The sequence below is a fragment of the Bifidobacterium sp. N4G05 genome, from assembly GCF_002742445.1.
In the GTDB taxonomy this organism is placed as follows: domain Bacteria; phylum Actinomycetota; class Actinomycetes; order Actinomycetales; family Bifidobacteriaceae; genus Bifidobacterium; species Bifidobacterium hominis.
This window is the reverse complement of sequence record NZ_NJNQ01000003.1, coordinates 34,152-60,051: the sequence shown is the minus strand read 5'-3', so window position 1 is coordinate 60,051 and position 25,900 is coordinate 34,152. Positions and strand designations below refer to the sequence as shown.

21 protein-coding genes are annotated in these 25,900 nt (G+C 55.3%); 12 read left to right on the top strand and 9 right to left on the bottom strand.

Translation table 11 applies throughout. The features are described from left to right. The first annotated feature begins 8 nt into the window (after positions 1 to 8). From CE153_RS03485 to tig, 6 genes are all read left to right on the top strand, one after another. Positions 9 to 203 (top strand): hypothetical protein, encoded by a 195-nt coding sequence (locus CE153_RS03485; protein WP_003834504.1) that lies wholly within the window; start codon positions 9 to 11, stop codon positions 201 to 203. 187 nt (positions 204 to 390) lie between these two features. Continuing rightward, positions 391 to 2,766 carry a formate C-acetyltransferase gene (gene pflB, locus CE153_RS03480; RefSeq protein ID WP_039198654.1) on the top strand — a complete coding sequence of 792 codons (2,376 nt, stop codon included), beginning with the start codon at positions 391 to 393 and terminating at the stop codon, positions 2,764 to 2,766. 120 nt (positions 2,767 to 2,886) lie between these two features. Then, complete coding sequence (pflA, locus tag CE153_RS03475; RefSeq protein WP_099595133.1) at positions 2,887 to 3,768, top strand: pyruvate formate-lyase-activating protein; 882 nt, start codon at positions 2,887 to 2,889, stop codon at positions 3,766 to 3,768. Positions 3,769 to 3,962: 194 nt separating this feature from the next. Continuing rightward, on the top strand, positions 3,963 to 4,595 hold the full coding sequence (locus CE153_RS03465; RefSeq protein ID WP_180753387.1) for a DUF3000 family protein: 633 nt from the start codon (positions 3,963 to 3,965) through the stop codon (positions 4,593 to 4,595). After that, positions 4,588 to 5,883 (top strand): HRDC domain-containing protein, encoded by a 1,296-nt coding sequence (locus tag CE153_RS03460; RefSeq protein ID WP_180753386.1) that lies wholly within the window; start codon positions 4,588 to 4,590, stop codon positions 5,881 to 5,883. The genes CE153_RS03465 and CE153_RS03460 overlap by 8 nt, the downstream gene beginning before the upstream one ends. Positions 5,884 to 5,935: 52 nt before the next feature. Then, positions 5,936 to 7,297, top strand: coding sequence for a trigger factor (gene tig, locus CE153_RS03455; RefSeq protein WP_099595129.1), 1,362 nt, complete (start codon positions 5,936 to 5,938; stop codon positions 7,295 to 7,297). Between the two features lie 142 nt (positions 7,298 to 7,439). Here the strand turns inward: tig and CE153_RS03450 are convergent, their stop codons facing one another. Then, on the bottom strand, positions 7,440 to 8,189 hold the full coding sequence (locus CE153_RS03450) for an ElyC/SanA/YdcF family protein (protein WP_099595128.1): 750 nt from the start codon (positions 8,187 to 8,189) through the stop codon (positions 7,440 to 7,442). A gap of 183 nt (positions 8,190 to 8,372) precedes the next feature. On the opposite strand from CE153_RS03450, the gene CE153_RS03445 reads away from it, so the two are divergent. Then, positions 8,373 to 9,086, top strand: coding sequence for a GNAT family N-acetyltransferase (locus tag CE153_RS03445; RefSeq protein ID WP_099595127.1), 714 nt, complete (start codon positions 8,373 to 8,375; stop codon positions 9,084 to 9,086). Between the two features lie 643 nt (positions 9,087 to 9,729). Here CE153_RS03445 and CE153_RS08985 read toward each other — a convergent pair. Further along, positions 9,730 to 9,867 carry a hypothetical protein gene (locus CE153_RS08985; RefSeq protein ID WP_231858533.1) on the bottom strand — a complete coding sequence of 46 codons (138 nt, stop codon included), beginning with the start codon at positions 9,865 to 9,867 and terminating at the stop codon, positions 9,730 to 9,732. Here CE153_RS08985 and CE153_RS08980 point away from each other — a divergent pair. Next, positions 9,808 to 10,056: a hypothetical protein gene (locus tag CE153_RS08980; protein WP_236824469.1), complete on the top strand. Its 249-nt coding sequence runs from the start codon at positions 9,808 to 9,810 to the stop codon at positions 10,054 to 10,056. The genes CE153_RS08985 and CE153_RS08980 overlap by 60 nt on opposite strands. Positions 10,057 to 10,482: 426 nt before the next feature. Here the strand turns inward: CE153_RS08980 and CE153_RS03425 are convergent, their stop codons facing one another. Both CE153_RS03425 and CE153_RS03420 read right to left on the bottom strand, forming a co-directional pair. Further along, positions 10,483 to 11,238, bottom strand: a complete 756-nt coding sequence (locus CE153_RS03425; RefSeq protein ID WP_236824449.1) for a metallophosphoesterase — start codon at positions 11,236 to 11,238, stop codon at positions 10,483 to 10,485. Positions 11,239 to 11,563: 325 nt separating this feature from the next. Next, positions 11,564 to 12,316, bottom strand: coding sequence for a hypothetical protein (locus CE153_RS03420; RefSeq protein WP_143433078.1), 753 nt, complete (start codon positions 12,314 to 12,316; stop codon positions 11,564 to 11,566). Positions 12,317 to 12,781: 465 nt separating this feature from the next. Here CE153_RS03420 and CE153_RS03410 point away from each other — a divergent pair, with 465 nt between their 5' ends. The 4 genes from CE153_RS03410 to CE153_RS03390 all read left to right on the top strand — a co-directional run bounded on the left by CE153_RS03410 (position 12,782) and on the right by CE153_RS03390 (position 15,712). Then, positions 12,782 to 13,279, top strand: a complete 498-nt coding sequence (locus CE153_RS03410) for a nucleotidyltransferase domain-containing protein (protein ID WP_099595124.1) — start codon at positions 12,782 to 12,784, stop codon at positions 13,277 to 13,279. Positions 13,280 to 13,288: 9 nt separating this feature from the next. Further along, positions 13,289 to 13,681 (top strand): HepT-like ribonuclease domain-containing protein, encoded by a 393-nt coding sequence (locus CE153_RS03405; RefSeq protein WP_081291829.1) that lies wholly within the window; start codon positions 13,289 to 13,291, stop codon positions 13,679 to 13,681. Continuing rightward, positions 13,665 to 13,892, top strand: coding sequence for a hypothetical protein (locus CE153_RS03400; RefSeq protein ID WP_052118770.1), 228 nt, complete (start codon positions 13,665 to 13,667; stop codon positions 13,890 to 13,892). The genes CE153_RS03405 and CE153_RS03400 overlap by 17 nt, the downstream gene beginning before the upstream one ends. Before the next feature lie 956 nt (positions 13,893 to 14,848). Next, entirely contained in the window at positions 14,849 to 15,712 is an 864-nt protein-coding gene (locus tag CE153_RS03390) for a hypothetical protein (protein ID WP_236824448.1), read from the top strand. Between the two features lie 203 nt (positions 15,713 to 15,915). Here CE153_RS03390 and CE153_RS03385 read toward each other — a convergent pair whose 3' ends face one another. From CE153_RS03385 to CE153_RS03365, 5 genes are all read right to left on the bottom strand, one after another. Further along, positions 15,916 to 16,347, bottom strand: coding sequence for a hypothetical protein (locus CE153_RS03385; RefSeq protein ID WP_143247764.1), 432 nt, complete (start codon positions 16,345 to 16,347; stop codon positions 15,916 to 15,918). Positions 16,348 to 16,514: 167 nt separating this feature from the next. Further along, positions 16,515 to 19,739 carry a restriction endonuclease gene (locus tag CE153_RS03380; RefSeq protein WP_033501005.1) on the bottom strand — a complete coding sequence of 1,075 codons (3,225 nt, stop codon included), beginning with the start codon at positions 19,737 to 19,739 and terminating at the stop codon, positions 16,515 to 16,517. A gap of 10 nt (positions 19,740 to 19,749) precedes the next feature. Next, positions 19,750 to 21,831: a site-specific DNA-methyltransferase gene (locus CE153_RS03375; protein ID WP_201797250.1), complete on the bottom strand. Its 2,082-nt coding sequence runs from the start codon at positions 21,829 to 21,831 to the stop codon at positions 19,750 to 19,752. After that, positions 21,828 to 22,544 carry a DUF4391 domain-containing protein gene (locus CE153_RS03370; RefSeq protein ID WP_099595123.1) on the bottom strand — a complete coding sequence of 239 codons (717 nt, stop codon included), beginning with the start codon at positions 22,542 to 22,544 and terminating at the stop codon, positions 21,828 to 21,830. Before CE153_RS03370 ends, CE153_RS03375 begins: the two co-directional genes overlap by 4 nt. Next, the gene (locus CE153_RS03365; protein ID WP_099595122.1) at positions 22,541 to 25,828 is read right to left on the bottom strand and encodes a helicase-related protein; all 3,288 of its coding nucleotides are present in this window, start codon (positions 25,826 to 25,828) and stop codon (positions 22,541 to 22,543) included. Before CE153_RS03365 ends, CE153_RS03370 begins: the two co-directional genes overlap by 4 nt. Positions 25,829 to 25,900: the final 72 nt, after the last annotated feature.

Genomic DNA, 25,900 nt, shown 5'->3' with positions numbered 1-25,900 from the left:
GGAGTGATATGGAAAAGCAATGGTATTTCAATACGGTCACCGAACAGCCTGAACTGGGTATGATCTCACCGGCGAGCCATCGTATGGGACCATACAAAACCAGGGAAGACGCGCTCGATGCATGGAAGATCGTGCAGGAACGCAACATCAAATGGGAAGAACAGGATCGTGAATGGAAACGCTGGTCTTCCGATGAAAAGTAGTTGATTCGATATATGAAATCGCGGTGTCCGGATTACGGCACCGCGATTTTTCATACTTCGCAATTGTGACATATGTCACTTTTATTTCCTCGTAAACTCAGGTTCTATACAGGTTTATGCAGCTAGAATCGATAACTAGCGACGACGTAACGATGCGTCGCCAAACCAACACCCAGAAGGAGTGGAAATGGCAGCAGTTGATGCGACGGCAGTCTCCCCGGAAGAGCTTCAGGCTAAGGCTTGGGAAGGCTTCGCTGAGGGCAACTGGCAGAAGGACATTGATGTCCGTGACTTTATTCAGAAGAACTATACGCCTTATGAGGGCGATGAGTCTTTCCTGGCTGACGCCACCGAGAAGACCAAGCACCTGTGGCAGTACCTCGATGACAACTATCTGGCAGTAGAGCGCAAGCAGCGCGTCTACGACGTCGACACCCACACCCCTGCTGGCATCGACGCATTCGGCGCCGGCTACATCGACTCTCCGGAAGTTGACAATGTGGTTGTCGGCCTGCAGACCGACGTTCCTTGCAAGCGCGCCATGATGCCGAATGGCGGTTGGCGTATGGTCGAGCAGGCCATCAAGGAAGCCGGCAAGGAGCCGGATCCGGAAATCAAGAAGATTTTCACCAAGTACCGCAAGACCCACAATGACGGCGTCTTCGGCGTGTATACCAAGCAGATCAAGGTTGCCCGCCACAACAAGATCCTCACCGGCCTGCCGGATGCCTACGGCCGTGGCCGCATCATCGGCGATTACCGTCGTGTGGCACTGTATGGTGTGAACACCCTGATCAAGTTCAAGCAGCGTGACAAGGACTCCGTGCCGTACCGCAACGACTTCACCGAGCCGGAGATCGAGCACTGGATTCGCTTCCGCGAGGAGCATGACGAGCAGATCAAGGCCCTGAAGCAGCTGATCAACCTCGGCAACGAATATGGTCTTGACCTGTCCCGTCCGGCACAGACCGCTCAGGAAGCAGTGCAGTGGACCTACATGGGCTACCTCGCTTCCGTCAAGAGCCAGGATGGCGCCGCAATGTCGTTCGGCCGCGTCTCTACCTTCTTCGACGTGTACTTTGAGCGTGACCTGAAGTCCGGTAAGATCACCGAGACCGACGCACAGGAGATCATTGACAATCTGGTCATGAAGTTGCGTATCGTGCGCTTCCTGCGTACCAAGGATTACGACGCGATCTTCTCCGGCGATCCGTACTGGGCGACTTGGTCCGACGCAGGCTTCGGCGATGATGGCCGTACGCTGGTCACCAAGACCTCCTTCCGTCTGCTCGACACCCTGACCCTCGAGCACCTTGGACCTGGCCCGGAGCCGAACATCACCATCTTCTGGGATCCGAAGCTGCCGGAAGCCTACAAGCGTTTCTGCGCCAAGATCTCCATCGACACCTCGGCAATCCAGTACGAGTCCGACAAGGAAATCCGCTCCCACTGGGGCGATGACGCCGCCATCGCATGCTGTGTCTCCCCGATGCGCGTGGGCAAGCAGATGCAGTTCTTTGCAGCCCGCGTGAACTCCGCCAAGGCCCTGCTGTACGCCATCAACGGCGGCCGCGACGAGATGACGGGCATGCAGGTCATCGACAAGGGCGTTATCGAGCCGGTTCAGCCGGAAGCCGACGGCTCCTTGGATTACGAGAAGGTCAAGGCCAACTATGAGAAGGCTCTCGAATGGCTGTCCGAGACCTACGTCATGGCTCTGAACATCATCCACTACATGCACGATAAGTATGCATATGAGTCCATCGAGATGGCTCTGCACGACAAGGAAGTGTACCGCACCCTCGGTTGCGGTATGTCCGGTCTGTCCATCGCAGCCGACTCCCTGTCCGCATGCAAGTACGCCAAGGTCTACCCGATTTACAACAAGGACGCCAAGACCACCCCGGGTCACGAGGCGGAGTACGTTGAAGGTGCCGATGACGATCTGATTGTCGGCTACCGCACCGAAGGCGAGTTCCCGCTGTACGGCAACGACGATGATCGTGCCGACGAGATCGCCAAGTGGGTCGTCTCCACCGTTATGGGCCAGGTCAAGCGCCTGCCGGTGTACCGCGGAGCAGTCCCGACCCAGTCCATCCTGACCATCACCTCCAACGTGGAATATGGCAAGGCCACCGGTGCCTTCCCGTCCGGCCACAAGAAGGGCACCCCGTACGCTCCGGGCGCAAATCCGGAGAACGGCATGGACTCCCACGGTATGCTGCCGTCCATGTTCTCCGTCGGCAAGATCGACTACAACGACGCTCTTGACGGCATTTCGCTGACCAACACCATCACCCCTGACGGTCTGGGTCGCGATGAGGACGAGCGCATCGGCAACCTTGTGGGCATTCTGGATGCCGGCAATGGCCATGGTCTGTACCACGCCAACATCAACGTGCTGCGCAAGGAACAGCTCGAGGATGCCGTCGATCACCCGGAGAAGTACCCGCACCTGACCGTGCGTGTCTCCGGCTATGCGGTGAACTTCGTCAAGCTCACCAAGGAACAGCAGCTCGACGTGATTTCCCGTACGTTCCACCAGGGCGCCGTCGTCGACTGAGACTGAACGGCACCGCGTGAAACGGTAGACGACAATGGGGTGGAGTGTGAAAGCTCCGCCCCATTGTTTTCCCCGTGCAATATGGGAAAACCATTGGAGAGATACAACGAAAGGACACGGATGTCTGAGAACGTACATTTTCGCTCCACAACCAGGCACATGCTTAGAGAATCGCAAAGCTACGTCAACCAGACGCTTATGGGAGGATTGTCAGGCTTTGAATCGCCGATCGGATTAGACCGTCGTGATCGCATCAACGCGCTGAAAAGCGGCGATATCGGTTTCGTGCATTCTTGGGACATTAACACGTCCGTCGACGGTCCGGGAACACGTATGACCATTTTCATGAGCGGCTGCCCATTGCGTTGCCAGTACTGCCAGAATCCAGACACGTGGAAAATGCGTGATGGCAAACCCGTCTACTACGAAGCCATGGTCAAAAAGATCGAACGTTATGCTGACCTTTTCAAGGCGACGCATGGCGGCATCACCTTCTCAGGCGGCGAATCCATGATGCAACCAGCATTCGTCTCCCGCGTGTTCCATGCGGCCAAGGAGATGGGCGTGCACACATGCCTCGACACTTCCGGATTCCTTGGCGCAAGCTATACCGACGACATGGTGGACGATATCGACCTGTGTCTGCTTGATGTCAAGTCCGGTGACGAGGAAACCTACAAGAAGGTTACCGGAGGCATTTTGCAGCCGACAATCGATTTCGGACAACGACTAGCCAAAGCAGGCAAGAAGATCTGGGTGCGTTTCGTACTCGTACCAGGGCTCACCTCGTCCGAGGAAAACGTTGAGAACGTGGCGAAGATCTGCGAATCGTTCGGCGACGCCGTGGAACATATCGACGTGCTCGGATTCCACCAGCTGGGCCGCCCAAAATGGCATATGCTCGACATTCCCTACCCGCTGGAAGATCAGAAAGGGCCGTCCGCGGCAATGAAACAGCGTGTAGTGGAACAATTCCAATCGCACGGCTTCACCGTCTACTAAACGGGAGGACTCGCATATTCCAGCCAACGATCCCAGACAGATCAATCGTTTGAAAATGCCTCGGCGATCGAAAAAAGGAATATTCGCGCAACTGTTGAACCGGCGTTCGCCACGCGGAAAAATCTTCACATTTGACGCGTGGCGAAATGCTGTGAAATACCATGGAAACGGTGTCGCTGCCGTAGTCTTGAATCATGGCGGACATCTATGCTTTTCCTCAAGGTGCACCCAACGAAGCGCGCACCACAGGTAGGGGATCGTGCGCCTGCGCAGCCCCTCCTGAATCAATGTTGACTCGACCCTCCGGTGTGCCAGACAAAGTGTGGGATGCCGTACTTTCCGTGGAACGCATGCCACGATTATCAGGTGTGTCATATCGTGAGATTCCAGTACCATGCGCCATGGCGAGTTTCGGCATCGGCGTCGAAATGGACTGCGATGAGACGCGTTCCACCGGTTGGATCATGGTGTTGTATTCGCATAAATACCGAAACGACTGGCATTCGCATTGGCGTTGCGCCGCATTCGCCGCGCTGCCATTGCCTGGCAACGAAAGGGATTGCCTGACGCCATCCATGTATTGGGATGCGATGGCGGACCAGATCGGCGCATACGGTGTCGAACATGTTTCAGGAACCGTCACCGTTACAAGAAGCACGGTATTTGGCGGGCAATCCGACGCTCCAGAAACCGGATGTGAGATTCGTGTGTCTTGGACGCCATTAGACTATGCCGATGGAGGTCTTGACGCAGGCGCTCAGGTAGGTGCATGGGCGGAATTCCTCCAGTCCATGACGCAATCCGAGGAGGATTATTCCGTTGACTGACGAGCCAAGGTTGCAGGCCGAGCCGCGTGAGGGCGTGCCCGATGTGATCGACACCCTACCGGCATTTCGCGAGTACTGCAGCGCTCTGGCGTCCTCACACGGGTCTCTTGCTGCCGATGCGGAGCGAGCATCCGGTTTCCGATACGGTCATGACGATTGGTTGGTGCAGTTCAAAAGGGACGGTGCCGGCATAGGATTGCTTGACCCGCAGGCATTGACTGCCGAAGGTGTTGATTGGAACGATTTCAATGCTGCCGTAGGCGACGCGGTATGGATTCTGCATGATTCTCTGCAGGATCTGCCAGGATTCAATGACCTTGGATTGAAGCCGCAGCGGTTGTTCGACACCGAGATCGCCGCGAGACTGCTCGGCATGAAACGGTTCGGTTTGGCCGCCGTCACTGAGCATTACTTGGGATTGACACTTGCCAAAGAGCATTCCGCAGCCGATTGGTCATACCGTCCGTTGCCGCGTGACTGGCGCAATTATGCGGCGTTGGATGTTGAATTGCTGATCGAGCTGGAAACGATCATGCGCGCCGAACTGCGCCGTCAAGGCAAAATCGAATGGGCCGAGGAGGAATTCGATTACGCGCTGCGCGAAGGAACCGCGCCACGCAAAGAGCATCCCGTTCCATGGCTGCGCATCTCGCATATCACCGAAATCATGAAGGATCGTCAGGCCTTGGCTGTGGCGAAAGCACTATGGACCAAGCGAGACGAACTGGCGCGCCAATACGATATCTCACCGACGTTGCTGCTTGCCGACAGAACCATCATCGAAGTGGCGGAGCGCAAGCCGCACAATGCCGCACAATTCAGGGCGGTGCGTTCCATCAACGAACGTGTGCGCATCCAGGCCGACGCCGAACAGGAGAAAATGTTCGAACGTTACGCGCCCATACAACGCAAAATCAAGCCAAGCATGTGGAAGAAAATAATCCAGCAGGCGCTTGATCTGCCAGAAAGCGAGTGGCCGGTCATAGACAACCACAATCCTCAGAACCAAGAGGCGCAAACCACATCTGCCCCACGTGCGACACGAGCCTGGAGGGAACGCTATCCGGAACGTCTCGCCACACTTGACAAGGTACGCAAGGTGGTGGCACAGATAGCGGAAGACACGCGTACACCCGCGGAAGTCATCATCAAACCGCAGTATTTGCGTAACCTCTGCTGGACGGATGAGCCACAGGAACGTGATGTCGCGCAATTCCTCACTGAGCAGGGCGCTAGGGCGTGGCAGGTCGCGCTTGTTGCAGAGTCCGTGAGTCGCGCTATTATATAGAGGTTGCCTAACGGCAGAAATGTGAAGAACCGTATTTTTCAGGAGCGCAAGCGTGAAAATCAGCGTCAGGAATCTTGAGCCGACCAAGGTGAAGCTCACCATCACCGTTGATCCGGAAGAGTTCAACCCGTATCTCGACAATGCTCGCAAGGAAATCGCCAAGCAGGTGAACGTGCCTGGCTTCCGTAAGGGCCACGTGCCCGGCAAGATTATCGACCAGCGCATCGGTTTCGGTGCCGTTGCTGGCGAAGCCGTGAACAACGGTGTGCCGGAGCTGTACTCCAAGGCTCTCGAAGAAAAGGGCATCCATCCGATGGCCCAGCCGGAAATCGACGTTCAGGAAGTGCCGGAATCCGCTAAGGACGAGACCAAGCTGAAGTTCGTGGCCACCGTTGAGCGCCGCCCGGACATCGAGCTGCCGGCAATCGACGGCATGGAGATCGAGGTCGCCAAGGCTGAAATTACCGACGAAGACATCAACAACCGTCTGGAAGCCCTGCGCCAGCGTTTCGGCACCCTCGTGGGTGTGGACCGTCCGGCCGCCAAGGGTGACTACGCCAACATCGACCTGACCGCCGAAATCAACGGTGAAGTGGTCGACTCCCAGGAAGGCGTGAGCTACGAGCTCGGCTCCGAAACCATGCTCGACGGTCTGGATGAGGCCCTCGAAGGCCTGTCCTCCGGCGAAGAGACCACCTTCGAAGGCACGCTGGAAGCTGGCGAGCACGAAGGCGAGAAGGCCCAGATCAAGGTCAAGGTCAACTCCGTCAAGGCTGAAGAGCTGCCGGAACTCGACGATGACTTCGCTTCCGAAGCCTCCGAGTTCGACACCCTCGACGAGCTGAAGGAAGACCTCAAGAAGGCCGCTTCCCAGGATGCCGAAGGCCGTCAGGCCACCGCAGCCCGCGACGCTTTCATCGCCAAGCTCGAAGAAGGCCTGGAGATTCCGGTGCCGAAGGGCGTCAAGGCTGAAATGGTTGAGCAGCAGCTCAAGGGTGTGACCGCTGATCCGGCCAACGCCACCAAGGAGCAGAAGGCAGAAGCCGAAGAAACCGTCGAAAAGGAACTGCGCGACCAGATGGTGCTCGACGTGCTCTCCGAGAAGCTGGATGTCAAGGTCTCCCAGGCCGACGTGTTCAACTTCCTCGCTTCCATCGCCCAGCAGTACGGCATGGATCCGAACGCCTTCATCCAGGCCATCATGCGCAACGGCCAGCTCGGCTCCGCAGTGCAGGAAGTCGGCCGTTCCAAGGGCCTGCTCGCCGGCATGCGTGCCGTGACCTTCAAGTCCGAGGGTGAAACCCTGGACCTGAGCGCCTTCCTTGGCGAAGCCGCTGAAGATGAAGAAGCCGAGAGCGTTGAAGCTGCTTCCGCAGCCGCCGCTGTGGCTGACGAACTTGCTTCCGAAGAGTGAGCTTCGCTTAATGCCTGACTCGCGAGAGTCCTTTCTAAAGCGTTGAGGGGTGAAATCCATATGGGATTCCACCCCTCAATTTATTTCGTATTCGGTTTCGGCATCCTTAAACAGGGCAAGACAGAGATTGTCGAAACATGAGTTACAGCAGGAATTTGATTTCGGCGAAAAACTCGCGAACCATATTGTTGACGAGCATGTTCGGGGGAGAGCCAGCCGCAATGCCTTGGGCGTTGTCCAAACCATATTTGTCGGCAATCTGCAACGCGCGGAACATGTGGAAATTATTGGTGATTACCCCTACGGAAGCATTATCGTCACTGATCAGCTTCTTGCTGTTGACAATGTTTTCCTCAGTGGTCTTCGAATCCGGCTCTTCAAGAATGCGCTGCTCGTCAATGCCATGTTCTTTAAGATAATCAGCCATGCCTTGGGCTTCGGGGAACGGCTCGTTCGGTCCCTTTCCACCGGAGACTATGCATGTGGTATTCGGGTTCGCGTCCAAATACTCAATAGCCTTGTCAAGACGGTAACGAAGCACAAGGCTTGGCCCGGACTTGCGCACCTGAGCTCCAAGCACCACCACATAATCGAGATTTGGTTCACCTTGCGCATGCATTTTGCTGACAATGCAACCTTCCACCGTGCCGAATGCGACCAGACCGACGCATGCGACTGCGATCGCCACACCTCTGACTAGTCTTGGCAGCATCGCCCACCATTGGAAGAGCACTCCGAATCCAAGCACGGCGAACAGCGCCGCGAATGCTAGCCAGACAATCCAGAATACTGTGCCGGAATGCGTGTTACGCACTGCGAAAGCGTAACAAACACATACCGCGGCGAGCACTATGCATAGCGCGCCCGCAATTCGTCTAACCAACGTTGCCATATGAACCTCTCATTCATTGCTCGTCACACGCAATCCTGTCTCATCCTAAACTTGTGCCCCCAGACCCCCAAGCTTCACATGCCAATGCCAACAAATCCTACGCATTCCTGTTATTTCAATACCATGCGCATTATGTCATCCGTGAGCGGAGTTTTGGTATGGCTGCGGCTAGGATGGGGGAGCATGACTTCAGAAATGATTATGCTCCGACCGATGCGTCGCACGGATTTTCCCGCGCTTGAAGAGCTTGTCCATCAGGCTTGGTATGTGGATGATGAGTCGGATGATAATGGGAACGTTCCGAACGATGAGCGCGGGTTGCGTAAGTATAAGCTGCGCAAGGCGATTCGTCTGCGCAATATGCACCGACTTGCGGCAATCGACATGCATGATTTTCTTTCTCGCACCACCGAGGCTACGGTCGCTGAACATGATGGTCGGGTGCTTGGCGTGGTATTGGGATCGTTGAGGTCCCGTGTTACCACAGCGCAGAGGATACGTCATGCTATTGCGCGAAATTGCTTGGCGTTGCCCTTGTTGGCAAGCAAGGATGGTCGTCGAGGACTTGCCGATCAGATTGCGATTTTGCAGGCCGATGAAGTATTGAAGCGAGATGCTGGCAAAAGCTATCAGGCTGAGGTAACGCTGTTCGTGGTTTCTCCGGAAGCGCGGGGCATGGGTGTCGGCCGTAAGCTGTTCAATCACATGCTTGACGTGTTTCGTGATGCTGGAATGAACGAGTATTTCCTCTTCACTGACACTACCTGCGATTACGGTTTTTATGATTACCGTGGTTTGACGCGTAAAGCGGAACGTACCATACGCAGGGATTCCTTTACTCAAGGTGGTTTGGAAGACGGTTCGCTTTCCTTCTTCCTGTACGAGGGGCGCTGCTGAACGTTTCTGCCCATCACTGTGAAAGGCGAGTGATTGAATCGCTGAGTTCATCGGCTATCCGATTTGGTGGGGCGGAGCCGCATGGCTGGCCAATCACTTTGTGACCGACCATGACTTCATCAGCAAGAAAGTCATCTATTCGCCGCTTCTTCGTCATCACCGCTGGGCAGCAGCGGTGATGACTTGCCGACCATGGTCGGCACCGGTGATTGGCAGGAAGGACAACGGCTCTCGTCCAACGCCTCGGCCGGTGAAGTCTCCTCTTGGGTGGAGAGCCTCGACCTCTAACTCAGCTATATATGTATATAGGGCAGATTCACGAGGCTGTCCGATGCTATCTGCCTTATACACAGGAGCAAAAGCGAGTTAGAGGGTATGTTTCGTACCCTCTAACCCTCTTTTTATCTATAAGACCTGCCATATATAGGCGAGATGCATGGGGACGCGGGGTGAAATCTGCCATACGTAAGGGCGGATACCACCCCGCGGAGTCAAGAGAAGCTAGTTTCGAGTGGTTTCCTTGAGCGTGGGAGCCAAAGTGCCGGCCAAGGCCTTCTCTCCTGGGCGAGAAAGCGGACCGACTAGCTCTGCGCGGTATACGGCTCTTCGATGTGGGCTATGTCATCTTCCGTAAGCTGCACGCCTAGCGCGGCGATGGCATCATCCACGCGTTCTGGCTGCGAACAGCCCACGAGATAGGTACGGTCACGCCCTTGGCCCAGTGCCATGCAAGCGCAACCTGAGCCATGGGCACTCCGTGGTGTTCGGCTACTTCAAGCACACGTTCGACGATGGGCATGTCTTGGTCTTGCGCCTGATCATACTTGTTGCGCATGATGCCGTCAGTGGTGCTGCGGGTGGAATTCGAATCTCATGCCGTGCGTTCATGGTTCCGGCAGGAGACCCTGGCGCGATGAGCAACGAATGGCTTGAACCGGTCGATGCGCAAGCGTACGAGTCCCTTGCCTGAACAGACGGGCGCATACATGTGATTCAGCCGGGGCCAAGTCAGACTCGGCTGAATCTATTCGCCACTCACATGCGAAAGGCTTATCTCATGTCTGTCCTAAGGTGGGATGGGTGGGAATCGAGAATAATCGCAAACTTATTGTCAATTGCCTGCCGTTGACATCATCCGAACAAGCGCAGTTCATGCGTGCAGCCAAAAGCGTGCCGTAAGAATTCGTAGGCGATCCGGCGCAGCGTGGCAACATGGCATGGACGGCCATCATCCCCGAAGAGCTCAAAGCTCAAGTCACCGCCATCGTCGGCAATGTTGATCCGGGAACATGCCGACAGTGTCCCAAACTCGAATGGTTGCAAACCTGGAGCGCCGGCGTCGACAAATACCAGCGACCCGGCATCCTACAGCCCGGATCCATGCTCAGGGTGGAATTCACTTTGATTGGTCGGCGCACCGGGATGCAAGCCAGGCGAGGATTTGCTGTTCGCTGACGGGCTTGAAATCCCATGCGTCGAGCCCCACGTTCACACTTCGCGGATCGGTGCCGTCGGGAACGTCCTGATGCGTGTGGCCGTAGAGTAGCCAGCCTTCGGTGGTAGGCGCCATATCGGCGAACTCGTTCCAGTTGCTCGGCCAATCGCCGTGTTCTTCGGCCAATGCCGAGAGTCTGGGGAAGTGGCTCATGGCGATGCTTTGCTGCGTGGTCGCCACCGTTATTTTGCCGGATTCATCGAGAACGGGAAGTTCCATGTCGATTTCGCGGTAATCGTCGATGGTCTCGAACACGTCCCCGTACAGCGCGTCGTTGGAGCGGAGACGGAAGTTGCGGTCGTGGTTGCCGATGATCAGATGCAGATGTTGGCAGTTGATTCGGCGCAGACATTCAAGCGTGTGCTCGACGGTGCAACGGTAGGAGAGGTCGCCGAGAATCCACAGTTCGTCGTCGTGTCCGACGATCTCGTTGATATTGTCGATGATGGTGTTCTCGTGGCGTGCGATGTCGCAGATCGCTTTGAACGATGTCTGATTGTCGTGCACATATTGTTTGATCCACGCGTGTGCGGCGGTGCGGGCCTGCGTCTGCCAGATGTCGAGGTACTCAGCACGTAGCCTGCCATTGTTCAGGAACCCGCGAAGCGCGGTGACCAGTGGGTGGCCAAAGTGCGTGTCCGAAGTGAAATAACGCATGTGATTCCTTACGATATGCGGTTGCTGGATGCCTTTATCAATGATAGAGCGCAACATCGCACGAATAGCCCTCCCCAAAATGCTTGTTGGCTTGTTTGTGGCACCGTTTGCCGATTATGGCGAGTATGAGCGTTGGAATTCCAACGCTCATACTTCGTGTTTCGGCGTTCGTATGCCTCAAGCAAGCGAAGCGGCCGTTTCAAGATCCCGCAATGGCCAGTACCACTTTGGATTCCCACTTTGGATTCGTGTCGGCGGTCGATGTTTGGGACGGCCCATCGGGATTCACTCTTCGTGTTGCCACTGCGGATCGTACTGGTTGAAGTCACCGGCCATGACCGCATCGAGCATCCGCTGTAACATGCGGCGTTTCGGGTACATAAGACGAAGCCTGTCTCGTTGCCGTTCCGCCAGATCCTTCGCACCGGAATCGATGCAGCGTTTGATGATGCTCGCGATGACGATGCGGTTTTCGGCGGTGTCGGTTTTCAATGGTTCGGCATCCGCATCCTGCAGCGGTCGCACAAGTTCTGATGTCCGCCGCGTGCGTGCGCATGGCGACCGGCGCCAATTCGTCGAACATGAATTGCCATTGCGGCTCCCGTGTGCCGAAGAACACCGCATCGGAATTGTTGATGTCCGTACGCGCCTGCAGGTATTGCCATGCCTGTTCGCTCAGCTGTTCCTGGATGATCAGCCGTTCCATCATGCGGTTGCGCGCAAGCGAGAACAGCCTGTCGCCGTATTGGCCGAACAGTTCTGTGATACGCGTGAGGATATTCGGCCAGTCGTCGGCGGCAAGCGCCTTTGCCATGGGAAGGTACCGGTCCGCGGGCGGGATGTCCGAAAGGATCGCGTACATGGCGAGCCGTAGCAGAGCCTGCGTGTCGTCCTGATGCTCGTAGGCGGCTTCCAGGATATTCAGCCATCCTGCGGGAAGTTGCGCTCGGCGGGGAGGGTGGCTCTCCCCGAAAGAGAGGTTTTCGTCGTCTCCGAAGACGTCGTTTCCCTTTTCCGAGTCGTTGCCGGCGCGTTTGCGCCGGACCTGGTCGTCGATGTCGAACTGGTATGTGCTCAAGCCGGGATTGCACGGTAGGCCGTCGTGCATGCGTTCGATTTCGTATTGCAGCGCGGTGTCGATGTTGCCGAGCCCGAAATACCGTTCGAGGATGTCTCGCAGTATTGGCCTTCATTTCCATCGACTGCTTTTCGAACCGCACCAAATTCAAGGTGAAGACGCATTCCGGCCGCGAATTCGTGGTGCATACGGACGATTTGAGATCCGTGGTTCTCGATCATCCGCTATGCATGGGACTTGATATGAATACCGTGGTGAGCAAACTGGAGGATTTGAATATCACGGATAAGGCCACCCGTCGAGAACACATACGCATTCTGCAGACTGCGCATGCCAAGGGAAACTGGACTTCAGCCGAAAGCTTGCGGAGATATGCGAAGGAGCGGACTAATTTCTTAGATATGGCATTCGACGTTCCGTTCAAAAGGTTTGCGCTGTAATTAGCTTGTAAGCTAATATGTTGGTATGGAAGTAATGCACGAGCTTAATGAAAAACGCAAGCGATTGGGTTTCTCGCAGAAAAGTGTGGCTGAATCCATGGGCGTGACTGATCCTGTTCTGTCGCGTGCGGTGAGAGGAAATCCAACGCAGGCTTTTATTCAGCGTTATAAAAATGCGCTTGATGCGATTTCGCGGGCCACTACACCGCAGCAGATAGCGGACATTGCTCGTCCTATCGCGCTGAGGCATCATGTCAATGAATTGTACCTGTTCGGTTCCATGGCTCGCGGCGAGGGACGTGCGGATTCAGATATCGATTTCATCTACCAGTTTGATGACACGGCTAATCCAATGATTGATGAGTGGGCTTTGCGCGATGAACTCGCATCGACTTTTGGTCGGGAGATTGACTTGGTGAAAAAGCGATACATCACCACTGAATTGCAAGATAGACTTGCTGAGATGCAACGGGTGATATTCGTCAATTCCATAACCTCCAAACCGATGTTCCGCATTATCTGAGGTGTGCTTATGAAAACGACTGAAAAAGACGTCCTGCATATCGTCGCGATAGTTCGCGCGCTTCATGATGCGCAACGATTCCTAGGAGAGCTGAGCTCTGAGGAATTCGCTGAGAATGATGAGAAGCAGAATGCCGTGGCTATGGCGATTGCCAGAGCGGGGGAGCATGTCAAGAAGCTTTCGAAAGAATTCCGCGAGTCAGAGTCCGGTGTTCCATGGCGTGGTGTGAGCGGCATGCGCGATTGGATTGCCCATGATTATGACGGGCTTGATTTTGACCGCCTATATTATGCCGTAACTCATGAAATACCGCAGGTATTGGCGGTTCTGCAACCATATGTGGAACAACAAGCACAGGTACAGCTTACGGGGAAGGACCCTTTTGATGTGCCGCGGATCTGAGGGGAAAGGCTCTGAATATGACATTCCAGTTTTTGCTGGGTTGTGTTCACACGAGCCTGACTACAAGTTGTTTCAGGGCGTTCGTAGTGATTTGCTTCGTGCGGAGGCTCAGGAATACGGGTTACTGCCAGATGATGCCGTTGATGCGAGCATCATTCCCAACGATATGCTTGGCGAACTTGGGCTGATCGCTGAAGAGGTGGGGCAGTAGCTGTGCGGGATGACTGCATGCCTCGTTGCATACTGGTTGATGAGCAAAAAGAGCCTCCGGATTGAGCATTGTTAAGAGGCCTGGAGGCTGCTGTTACTGCTCGTAGTAGCAGATAGATAAAGAGGCCCACCGCATTTCAGGACGTAAACGTAGCCTTGGGTGGGCGCTGATACACAGGACTATACACCAGCACTGATACGTAATTTGAACGGTGAATTCGACGAGACCGACATGGAGCTCCGCCCGGAATTCAGAAAAGTCGAGTCCTCGGAAGATGGCGGAGTCGTTACAATTCACGCGATTGAGATTGACGACTGGAAAACCGATGGGCTGGAAGATATTAAAAAGGAGGAGTCGACGCATCGACTCCTCCTAGGTGTCGCCCGAAGGTTTCCATCGCAATTGACTGAATAATTTAGCATGAAACTCAACGTCACACGACGATAGAACGTTTTTTCAATCGTTTCCATTTGAAAACTTCCTTGTCTCCTGGATCTTCCTCACAGCCTGCGAACTTACGAGCTTGCTGAAAACCGGTTGAAGAAGCGATGCTCTGTATTCTGTCGACTCATGGTGTTGGAAGAATCTTTTTCATTACGGTTATGGTTTTCGGACATTACCTGCTTATGATGGGATTGCGACGGGATTCGGTTTCTGATGACGCGATTGTAGTTTGATTATTTCCTGATCCCATACCTTGTTGTGTGTTTTACTGACAAAGAGTTTTAGGAGGAGCATCGTTGATTTCCTTGGCGATTGAACATGCCACACGAATGACGAAGTAGTAATCAAGATACTGAGCGCGCGCACATGCGCAAGCATGCCTTGACTGATTTGCTGACTTGAGTGCAGGCAGTATCTCCGGAGCCCCGTCGCGCTCGCGGAGAAAACATGGCCCATGGTGAATGCGGGATCGCCCGCATGTTATCCATCGAACAAATAAAGGAGCAGATACCATGGGCATTAAGCACGATGCGTCTTATCGGAGTGGAGAGAACATGGCTAAGAAAACCGACGAAGAGCTTTACGATGTGGCGATAAATATGATCGGAAGCGTTGCGAAGCTTCCGGTTATTAGAGTTGATAGGGAAGCGTTCCTGCGACAGCACTTCGCCGATTCGGAATATCTCGATGAGATTCTGGAGCATGGCCCGCAACATGTATATACGGTGGAGTCGTTGCGGAAAAAGGCGGATGGGGTGATCAAGAAATCAACGAATCAGACCACTCTCGCCGCCTTTGTGGCAGGAATTCCCGGTGGCCCTGCCGCCGTTGCCGCTGGAAGTGCCGATGTGGCCCAATACTTTGGTTTCGCGATCAATCTGGCGCAGAAAATCGCCTATCTTTTTGGTGAGGATGATCTGTTGTCCGACGAGTCGGAGCTGAGCGAAGATGCTAAAGTGCGCATTCTCGTCTATTTGGGCGTAATGTTCGGCGCGTCGGGTGCGGCGATGCTGATAGGAAAAGTCGCCAGGGAAGTCGGCAAGAATATGGGCAAGAAGGTCGCTCAGCAGGCTCTGATGAAAACGACCTGGTATCCACTGCTCAAGAAAATCGGTGCACTGGTCGGCAAACAGGTGGTGAAGGAATCGGTCGGGAAGGCCGTTACCAAGGTTGTGCCCATTGTCGGCGGTGCTATTTCCGGGGTGATAACCTATGCGACGTTCAAACCCATGGGTGGCCGATTGGCCGATACGCTGGTACGCAACTTGAACGGTGAGTTCGACCAGGCCGGCATGGAACTCCGCCCGGAATTCAGACAAGCCGAACCTTCGGAAGATGGCGAAGTCACGATCCATGCGATTGAGATAGACAACTGAGAAGCGGGGGACTGGGTTGCTGACGGATAAATAATCTGCCGGCAACCCAGTCCCATCATCGTTGTAGCTGGCTGAAGAGATCGCTATTCTTCGAACGCCTTGTCTACGAATTCGGCGAGTTTGCCTTCTTTTGCGAGCTGGGCGGTGTCGGCCATCGCGAAATTCGTGTATATATCCATCTGGGGCAAAATAAGTATAAAAAATTATTTCGAAGAGTCTGCTATCCTTCTGAATAATTTTCTCCTTGACTTGTCGTTTAACAAGTTTGCCCTTTTCTGATTCTGTTCTTCCACTATTTGGCGGTAAGCCTTGCCTAATTCATCTATCGAAGATTGATAGGTATCTTCTGGTTCAATTGCAGCATCTTTTTTGATGGGAATCCCGAACATGCTCATAGCCTCTACCGTGGTAAATTCTCGTACTTTATATGCGGCTTTTCTCAGTTCATCAGTGGTTAGGGGATTCGCCATCAGAATCTCATAAGCGACAAGAACATCTGCCATGGTTTCTTTAGGACTGGTGCTAAATGCAGAATAGAATCGTACGAGATCTTCTCGCAAATGCTCAAGGTTCGAATCAATTTGTTGGATTTCTTTCTCGTTTGAAGAGAGTAATTTTTGCGTTTGTTTTGTCATGCGCGCAACGTGAATCGTCACGAAAATGTTGACAACACTGATTACTGATGGTACCGCTATTCCCCATATGTCCATTGCATTATTCCCTTGGGATGCGTCTGGCTACGTTAAACGTCACTTGATTGGTAGTCATTGATAATTGAAGGTCTGCCAGCTAATTCTTCTCGTTATTGCAATGCTTTCACTTCGTCAAGCAGGGTCTGATAGGTGGTGGCCTGCTCGTAACGGGTTCCATCTGCGAGATCGAGTTGGTTGAACAGTCGTTTCGCGCAGGCTATCTTGCTGTTCTCAATTCCACGCAGGTCGAATGATTCCAGGCTGCCCTTGGTTTCGGCGACGAAGAACAGGTGCTTGAGACCGCTGTCGTCGCGGAAGGCCACGGCCCAGTCAGGGGCGTAGTTGCCGACCGGGGTCGGAATCTGGAATCCACGCGGCAGTTTCGCATACACCGCGACTTCCGCCGCGTTATCGAGGTCCTTGGCGAAATCGCTTTCGATCCTGCCATCGGGGAACACCCAGTCCTGCACGCACTTAGACGCCTGATAGCCTTCGGCCTCATCACGATTGTTGCCGCCCTTGGTGAAGATGCTCGAATCGTATCCGCCTTCGATCCGGTCGTAGCAGATATGGTCAACGACCATGTTCGCCTTCTCCTGAACAATCAGACGGCCGACCCTCGCGATGAACTGCTCTGGATTGTCTCTGAACATGAGGAACCGGTCCGGCCGAATGCTCTTGAGGATGCGTGCCGCACAACGACGCGTGATGGTCGCAGCCTGCGCGATCTCGCCAAGCAGATCATATTTCACGCCGTTGGATGCGTCGACATCCAAGTCGTCGGTATGGGAGTCGTTCCTGTGGAAGTGGGTGCGGTCCGCGAGCTCGTTGCGTGAAGCGTTCTCCTTCTGGATGCCGCGCGTGACCGTGTAGGACAGTTTCGATACGACCAGACGCTCGTCAATTGCCTTGACTGCGTTTTTGACGAGTTCGTCGTCGTCGAAGCTGACGGTATACGCATACTTGTGGTTGATGCGCCTCCAGAGCTCCTGGAACTCCTTCTTCTGCCAGTTGGCATTGAGCGGATTGCCATGTACCTTACGCTTCAATGCGTTGCCGATCAGCACCTTGGTGGTGCCTTCCACCACGCTGTCCAGCACGAGACGGATTGCCGGGACCTTCTTTCGCAAGGGTTCTGGCAGAAGTTCCACCGTATCCTTGCCGAAACGCTCTTCCTTGTACTTGCCGGTCAGCTTGCCGTCGCGGTCGATGAGCCGGTCCACGGTCAGCGCGTACACGATGTCACGCGCCTCGTCCTTGCTGAACGACACGTCTCCCAAGCCCGCATACTCTGGACCGAGCTTGTCGGCCGGAACGCATGTCTTGGCGAAGAACGCATCGTTGATGACGATTGGCCGCTCTCGCAGGTCGGTCTCGATGTCCTTCTGCAGGCTTTCGGCGAACCTTTCGTAGCTTTCCGACGCGATAACGGTCAACAGGTTCACGTCAAGGAAGTCCGCGTCGCTGAGCAGGTTACGATCCTGACGCACGCCCTCGCGGTTCACGCACAGGCGTAGGCCGCGTCCGACCTCCTGGCGTTTGCCGACCTCGTTGTCCGAATGCTTCAACGTGCAGATCTGGAACACGTTCGGGTTGTCCCATCCCTCGCGCAGTGCGGAATGGCTGAAGATGAACCTCGTGGGCTCGTCGAAGCTCAACAGTCGTTCCTTGTTTTTCAGAATCAGGTCGTATGCGCTGATGTCGTCGCTGTCTTCCGACCCGCGTTTGACTTTCGAGTCGATGGAATGACCGTGCTTGTCGATGCTGAAATATCCCTTGTGCACGTAACGGCCGTGTGTGGTGCGTAGCCAGTCGAGATAGCTGGACCCGTCGTCGAGACGGTTCTCGACGAAATCATGCACGCAACGGTCGTACTCCTGCTCGAACATGTTCGCGTACTCGCCGTTCAACGGCTCGCCGTCATCGTCGTACTGTCGGTATTTCGCGACCTCGTCGATGAAGAACAGGCTCAGGCATTTGATGCCTCGCGCCCACAGGTGCTCCTCCTTGTGCAGGTGGGAGAGGATGGTCTCGCGGATCTGCACGCGGCGCATGTCTGCCTCGGATCCGTCGTTCATGATACGGCCCTTGCCGAGCGTCTCGCCATTCATGAACCGCACGTAGCCGGTCCGGCCCGGCTCCAGGCCGTCGGGCACGATGCCGTCCGGAGCGATGCGCCAGCCGTCGCGGTACGCCTCTAGCCCGCCGGACGCGGTGTAGACATCGTCGCCCTCGTCGAACAGTCCGGACGTGGTCACGACCTTACCGGCCGAGGACAGCTTCTTGTATTCGATACGGGCCTGCGGCGCCCTGTTTTTGCTGACGATGACGTCCTGCAGATACAGGTAGCCGTCGGTGCCGCGCATGTTGTTCAGCTCGAAGCCTTTGACCTCGATGCGCTTGACCAGACGCTGGTTGTACGCGTCCAGCGCGTCCAGTGCATACACGAGGTCGTGCTTTATCTTGTGCGTGGCGGAATAGTTCAGCGTGAACAATGGTTTGAACAGGCGTATGCCCGCCTGCGTGGCCTTGCCTCCCATCTTCTGCGGCTCGTCCAGGATCATGATCGGATGGCTCGCACTGATCACGTCGATCGGGCGGCGCGAGCCGAAATCGTCACGTTCCGAGAAGATGATTCTCGCGTCCCTGCTACGCCCGTTCTCCTTCATGGACGTGTTGAACGCCTGCATGTTGATGACCATCACCTGGATGTCCGAGGACTGGGCGAATTCGTCCAGCCGGTTCAGATTCGACGAGTCGTAGATGAAGGAGTGCAGTTTCTTCCCATAGCCCTCGTTGCCGTCGCGGCCGGACGTGTAGAAATAGTCGCCTGTCATGTCCAACGATTTGGCGACGCCCTCGCGGATGGCGATGGACGGGACCACGACGATGAACTTCGACCAGCCATACCTGCGGTTCAATTCGAACATGGTCTTCGTGTATACGAAAGTCTTGCCCGTGCCGGTTTCCATCTCCACGTCCAGTTCGACGGCACCGGCCGGATCCGTGTACAGCTTCGGGGATTCCGTCAGGTTCTGCCGGCATTGCACGTTTTTGATGTTGGCGAGCAGCCTTTCGCCGTCCAGCAGCAGGTCCGCGTTGCGGTAGCCCGTGTCGTCATCCGCGTCGAAATGGCCGAGCATCTCCTGCGCCGGCCTCAACTCGGGGATATCGAAAGTGTCCTGAGCGGGATTGAGCACTTGGGATGCGGGCTTACGGATACCGGTGTCGCGGATATAGGAGACGCCATCCTGCAGCGGCTGGCCGTCGAACACGTCGCATACCGCGTCCGCAGCATCGGTCTGGTACTGGTATTGCGAGAATTTGAATTGCATATCGGTGACCTCAGATGATGCGGATCTGCGTGGCGCCGGTCTTCTCGTCGGCGGACTGCTTGAAGATCTCGGTGAAGTTCGTACGCGCAGCACTGTTCAGAAAACCGTTCTCGGAGACCAGCACATAGGACGGACGCGGACTGAACGCCGCCATCGCGCGGACCAGCGATTCGGGGATACTGTCCTCGAAGCATGCGAGCAGCTGGCCGTCGTTTACGCTGTACACGGTGTGGCCGTCGAACTCGCCTCCCGACAGGACGTCGATCTTCGAGCCGTACGGCAACTGGAACTTCGGCAGCGCCTCGAACAGCAGATCCAGATCGGAACGGTCCATTTTCGTGATGTCCACGTCGTCGTCGATGTCCTTCTGGGAATACTCGTCGACGAGCTTGCGCCTGTCCTCGTAATTCGAATCATCCACGCGGAGCACACGGAAGCCGATGTCCGGCACCTTCTTGGGAGTGCCGTCGAGTGTCAGTTGCGCATTCTCCGCTTCAATCTCGGACTTGATTTTCTCGCCGGCACGGCGGATGCGTTCCTCGCCGATGTCCGTGAGGGTCGAGTATTGGCCTGTTGTCTCTTCAGGCAGCTGAACAAGGATGAATTTACGCTGTCCCTCATCATCGGCATTTTTCTGGATGACGGCTTCGCCCATGGTCGCCGAGCCGGAAAAGAAATCCAGAACAAGAGAGTTCTTATCGGAGGCGATGTCAAGCATGCGTTTCATCAAACGCGTCGGTTTGGGAGTATCAAAAGGTGCCGAATCGTTAAAAAGTGTTTTAAGCTGTTTTTTCGCCTCATCTGTATGGCCCACTTCAGAATAAGGCCAAAGATTGGTTGGCATTTTCCCATCCATGGAATCAAGGTAACGTTTAAGACGCATTCCGCCTTTACCTTTGTTGGTAAAGTACAGCCGTGGCCAATGACCTTTGTCATATCTTTCCTGTGCTGCCTTGAAAGTAGCCTCGCATGGATTTTTAAGAACGAGTGCTTTAACTCCTTTGCGCACATCTTCAGGGGATACTCCGCAGATTTCAGCACGCCTTGCTTCATCATGAATATCACGGAACTCATATTCCGCCCATTCATTCATTATTTCCAGCATGCTTTGCCCTCCGAACGGGCGGTGCCGCCCGTTCGGAGGGTAAAGCATGCTTCCAGTAATAGGATGCTGAATCGCATAGACCATGCCCTGATGGGTTGCGGCACCAGGAGCTGCCGCATCTCCTGAAGACCATGGTCTTGGATCGCCATCAGAACTTGCATAGCGATCGTCCATTTCTGTAGTGCGTTTTAATCTTTTTGGAGTCCAGCCATCTTGCTTTGCATAAATTAAAATATGTTCTGTCTCAGTTGGAATACCTTTGGAATCGTTTCTTGGCGAATATGTTTTCTGCCAAATCACGTCACCCACGAAATTTGATTCGCCGAATATTTCATCGCAGATTGCACGCAGATTCTTTGATTCGTTGTCGTCGATGCTGATGAAAATGGCACCATCCTGGGTGAGCAGATCACGTGCAAGCAGGAGGCGTGGGTAGATCATCGAGCACCAGTCGGAATGGAAACGCCCGTTGCTTTCCGGATTGGCGACCAGGCGGCCGCCTTCCTCGTTGTATTCTCCGCTTTCGGCATTGAATTCGTCATGGGTTTGGGAGAAGTCGTCGTCGTAGACGAAATCGTGGCCGGTGTTGTAGGGCGGGTCGATGTAGATGAGCTTGACTTTGCCGGCGTAGTTCTCGCGCAGGAGCTTCAACGCGTCGAGGTTGTCTCCCTCGATGTACAGGTTCCTGGTGGTGTCCCAGTCCTTGCTGCGTTCCTTGACGGGTCGCAGGGTCTTGGCGATGGGTTCGCGGGCGAGGCGTTTCGCCTCGCGTTTGCCGGGCCAAGTGAACTGGTAGCGTTCTCGGTTGCCTTCCGCCACATCACCAAGTCGCTCTTTCAGCGCGTCGAAGTCCACCGTGCGTTCGGTCCTGCCGGTCTTCGGGTCGGTAATCTCGGTGGTCACGTCTGGAAACAGGGCGAGCAGTCTGTCCACGTTCTCCCTGGTCAAATCCGGTGTGATGCCGTGGATCTTCTCGATGTCACTCACAGTGTTTCTCCTTGTTGTTCCTGTTCGAGCTCGTGCCGCTTGGCCTGCAGATCGTCCCATAGCCTGTTCCGCTGGCCTATCTGGACGGTCCTGGCGTGGCGTCGTTCCAGCTGGTCTATTTCTTTGATAAGTCTCATTATGCGCGTGCGGGACACGATGCGTCGGTCGACGCGCGTCGGATCCGACGCGCTGAGGATGGTCTCCGCGCACAACGACTCCCATACAGTGTCCAGATTGGTTCCACTCAGACGAATGAGTGCGGATTCGCATTCCACCGGTTCTCCCATATGAACCGAGCCCTCCATGAGCCCTTCGGCCACGTTCGCGTTGCGAAACACCGCGAATCTTGTCATGCCGCCATTCACGCAGACGAACAGGATACGCGACCTGTGATGGGTCAGTTCATCACGGGTGCGGGCGATGTGCTCCATGACCTCCAGCGGCGGATGTTCTGTGGATTGCTCTAGGCCAATCACGTTGATTTCGTTGGTGAACGGTCCTGTCGGTATGCCGGTCTCCTGCTCGCGGATTACGGCGAGCATGGTGATTGAGTCGATGTCCTCGATGAAATGCTGCCGTAAGCGTTTGCCTACTTTGGTGTTCGTATAGAAGCGTTCTTTGGCGAGCCGTCCCCTCGGATGCATGACCGCGGTGGTGCTGGGCAGTCCCAACGTGAGTGCGGTCACAGGTCCGCATGATTCGATGCCGCTCATGACTTACCTTCCGTTGCAGGACGGATGACGAGGAAACAAACTAGTTCGAAATCGTCGAGCCCCTTCACATTCTCGTCAAGGAAATTCCCCATGGATCCGGTGAAGAACCCGTCCGCGGCATCCATGTCGTCCTGGTCCATGATGCTTCCGACCGCGTCGCGCAGCAGGCCGGAGGCGTGGCGCATGTCTCTGCCGTCATGGGTGAACCGATTGTATGCGCGGCATAGGCGCGGATCATATGTATCCTTGCCTTTGCACAGCTTGCGCATCACGTCGAGACAGTCCTTGGCATTCGGATGCCCGTGCAGGATCCTTCTGTCGTCGCCGACATGTACGAGATAATAGGGGTGGATCGGGTTGCGGCCCACGGCCTTCACGTCCTTGTTCGTGTTGCGCAGCACGAACAGGATGACAGGCTCGTTGCCCTCGACCACAGCGTTGATGCCCGTAGGTGTGCGTTCTATGTCAGGGTTGTCGCGATGATAGCCGACTAGATCCATGCGGAACTCATTGAGACCGAGATCAGTGATGCTGACGCCGCCGTCCACATCTTCAAGATCAAGTGTCTCGTCCTGCATCTGCCTGAGCTGACGTTCCCTGTACTCCAAATCTCCCTTCTCGTCGAGATTGATGTAGTCATCGTCGCCGGTGGAAGCCATCACAGCGACCTTCATGCGTGCCTCGACCCTGTCCTTGAGCCTGAGGTACTTGTCGAGATCCACGTCGGGCCAGTAGTTGACCAGTTGGATACGTTTGTTCGTCGAGCCGATACGGTCGATGCGGCCAAAACGCTGGATGATACGCACAGGATTCCAATGAATGTCGTAGTTGACCATCATGTCGCAGTCCTGCAGATTCTGCCCTTCGGAGATACAGTCTGTGGCGATCAGAATGTCAATGTCCGTGTCCTTCAGACGGGGCGCGGTCAGGTTGCGTTCCTTCGAGACCGGAGAGAAGCAGGCAAGGATGTCGGACATGTGTCCGCCGACCTTCCTGACCGTGCAGCGTCCCGGATTCGTGCCGGTCACCTCCGCGGTGTTCAGGCCCAGCATGCCGGCATACTCGCTGACGTGTTCGTACAGGTAGTCGGCGGTGTCGGCGAACGCGGTGAAGATGAGGAGCTTGCGATTGCCGGGGTTGATGGGCTGGTTCTGCTTGTCGCTGATGGTCCGGTACAGACGCTGCAGTTTCGCGTCGTGCGCTGCGTCGATGCCGGCAACCATGTCCAGCAGGCGGTGGATAACATCCATGTCGCGAAGAATGCAATCGCGCCAGGTGCGCCAATCCATGTCGGACAGCAGGAATCTGGTCTTGCCTTTGGTAGCGAACTCGTCCGGATCCATACTCTCCGTATCATCCTGGTCTAGGTCGAATCCGTCGTCGAAACGATCAATATCAATTTGCTCAAGCACGCCGGTGTCGTAATGTTTGGCACGGTATTCCTCATACGAGTCGATCGTGCCGACCGTATCCGACATGTAGCCGAGCACACGATCCAACGTCATGCGGAACGAGTGGACGCTGCTCTCGAAACGTTTGAGCAGGTTCGTGGCCATGAGCTTACGCACACCAGTCTCCCGGCCCCGGATGGTCAGGCCTTCGATTTTGTCATCGTCGAAGTACTTGCTCATGCGCGATTCGAGCACGAACTCGGACGGGGTGTACAACGCGAGGGTGAGCCTTTCCAACTCGTCATAGATCTCGTCGTAAGACACGCAGTCGCTTTCCGTGGACAGCGCCGGGCGGATGGTCTGCGGGCGGAGACGTTCAGGGAAGCCGCCGATCGCATCCATATCGTAATGGTTACGGATGTGGCGGCGGCTGCGCGCAACGGTGACCTGATCGAGGATACGGAAGAAATCGAAGTCGAGCATGTCCATCAGACGTTTGGTGTTGCGTTCCTCCGGTTCGAGTTTCGACCAGACACCGTAAGCCTTCTGCGCGTTACGGAACACCATATCGATATTGGTGGAAAGCCCGAGATTCCTGGACCATTCATCGCCTTTGTCGCCGTAGGCCAGTTCGAGCTGGTTCTGCAGATCGCGGAAACGATTGTTCACCGGGGTGGCGGAGAGCATAAGCACCTTTGTAGGCACGCCGGAATGGATGACCTTGTTGAGGAGCTTCTGGTATCGGTTTTCTTTGTCGTCGGCCTTGGCGGCGCTGTCTGCGCCATTGCGGAAGTTGTGCGACTCATCGATGACGACGAGATCATAGTTGCCCCAGTTGATCCGTTCAATCGGGATGTTCATAATCGTATCGCCCCGCGTGCGGCTCAGATCCGTATGGAACAGCACATCGTAACGCAGATGGTCGCCGGCGATTGGATTGTTCGTTGCGTTTGACCGGTACGTGACCCAGTTGTCCTTGAGCTTCTTCGGGCACAGAACAAGCACGTTGCGGTTGCGGGCCTCGAAGTACTTGACCACGGCCAGTGCGGTGAACGTCTTGCCCAAACCGACCGAATCGGCCAAGATGCAGCCGTTGTATGTTTCGAGCTTGTTGATGATTGCGAGGGCCGCGTCCTTCTGGAAGTCGTACAGCTTGTTCCAGATCAGGCTTTCATGGAAACCGGTGCCTTCCTTCGGTAGCACATCCTCGGAGATGTCATCAAGGAACTCGCTAAAGATACGGTACAGGGCCATGTAGTAGACGAGTTCGGGCGGGTTTTCTTGGTACATGCGCTCGATGCCGTCGATGACCTTGTCGGTCACGTCATGCAAGTCTCCGCTGTTCCATGCCTCATTGATTTTGTCCAGAAATCCCTCCGCCATGAAGTCTTCCATCTTGGCGACGCCTTGGTATGAGGCGGCGTGTCGGCTCACGCCCAGCTGTGTAGTCGTGAACTCGTTGAACGGCATGTACGCGGTTTTCTCATCGTCATGTTCCACGATGAGGGATGGAGTGATGTCCGACCCCTCATCGAACGACATGAACCGTGCCTTCTTACGGCGGATCCAATCGGCGCATTCCGTGGCGATGGCCTTCTGCGTGAGCTCGTTGCGTAGGCGAATTTCCAACGGAGTGCCGTACAGGTTCTGTTCGCGTTCCAGGCGAGGGATGTAGAACTCGCGTTGCTCCTTCGGGGTGGCATCCTCGGTGAACGTCTTCGACGTGTAAATGAAACGGAATGAGCCTGCGCTCTCCAATTGCTCGCGCAACTCCCTATACGCGTACATCGAGAACGATGCCGCCGCGATGGATATCCTGTCGCCTTCGCGTATCGTACGGACAAGGTCATCCTTGACCAGCGAGGTCCTGTTATCAATAAAGCCCTGAGTCACAGCGCCTATTCTAGTGGAGGAGGGGCCAAGGGGCAGTAGCGACGCCTTAACATTTGTCAGGGTATTGCATCG

Bases quoted from the DNA above. Each gene is read 5' to 3' on its own strand.
- CE153_RS03485 (WP_003834504.1), top strand. From the start codon at position 9: ATGGAAAAGCAATGGTATTTCAATACGGTCACCGAACAGCCTGAACTG.
- pflB (WP_039198654.1), top strand. From the start codon at position 391: ATGGCAGCAGTTGATGCGACGGCAGTCTCCCCGGAAGAGCTTCAGGCT.
- pflA (WP_099595133.1), top strand. From the start codon at position 2,887: ATGTCTGAGAACGTACATTTTCGCTCCACAACCAGGCACATGCTTAGA.
- CE153_RS03465 (WP_180753387.1), top strand. From the start codon at position 3,963: ATGGCGGACATCTATGCTTTTCCTCAAGGTGCACCCAACGAAGCGCGC.
- CE153_RS03450 (WP_099595128.1), bottom strand. From the start codon at position 8,189: ATGGCAACGTTGGTTAGACGAATTGCGGGCGCGCTATGCATAGTGCTC.
- CE153_RS03445 (WP_099595127.1), top strand. From the start codon at position 8,373: ATGACTTCAGAAATGATTATGCTCCGACCGATGCGTCGCACGGATTTT.
- CE153_RS03425 (WP_236824449.1), bottom strand. From the start codon at position 11,238: ATGCGTTATTTCACTTCGGACACGCACTTTGGCCACCCACTGGTCACC.
- CE153_RS03410 (WP_099595124.1), top strand. From the start codon at position 12,782: ATGGAAGTAATGCACGAGCTTAATGAAAAACGCAAGCGATTGGGTTTC.
- CE153_RS03405 (WP_081291829.1), top strand. From the start codon at position 13,289: ATGAAAACGACTGAAAAAGACGTCCTGCATATCGTCGCGATAGTTCGC.
- CE153_RS03400 (WP_052118770.1), top strand. From the start codon at position 13,665: ATGTGCCGCGGATCTGAGGGGAAAGGCTCTGAATATGACATTCCAGTT.
- CE153_RS03390 (WP_236824448.1), top strand. From the start codon at position 14,849: ATGGGCATTAAGCACGATGCGTCTTATCGGAGTGGAGAGAACATGGCT.
- CE153_RS03385 (WP_143247764.1), bottom strand. From the start codon at position 16,347: ATGACAAAACAAACGCAAAAATTACTCTCTTCAAACGAGAAAGAAATC.
- CE153_RS03380 (WP_033501005.1), bottom strand. From the start codon at position 19,739: ATGCAATTCAAATTCTCGCAATACCAGTACCAGACCGATGCTGCGGAC.
- CE153_RS03370 (WP_099595123.1), bottom strand. From the start codon at position 22,544: ATGAGCGGCATCGAATCATGCGGACCTGTGACCGCACTCACGTTGGGA.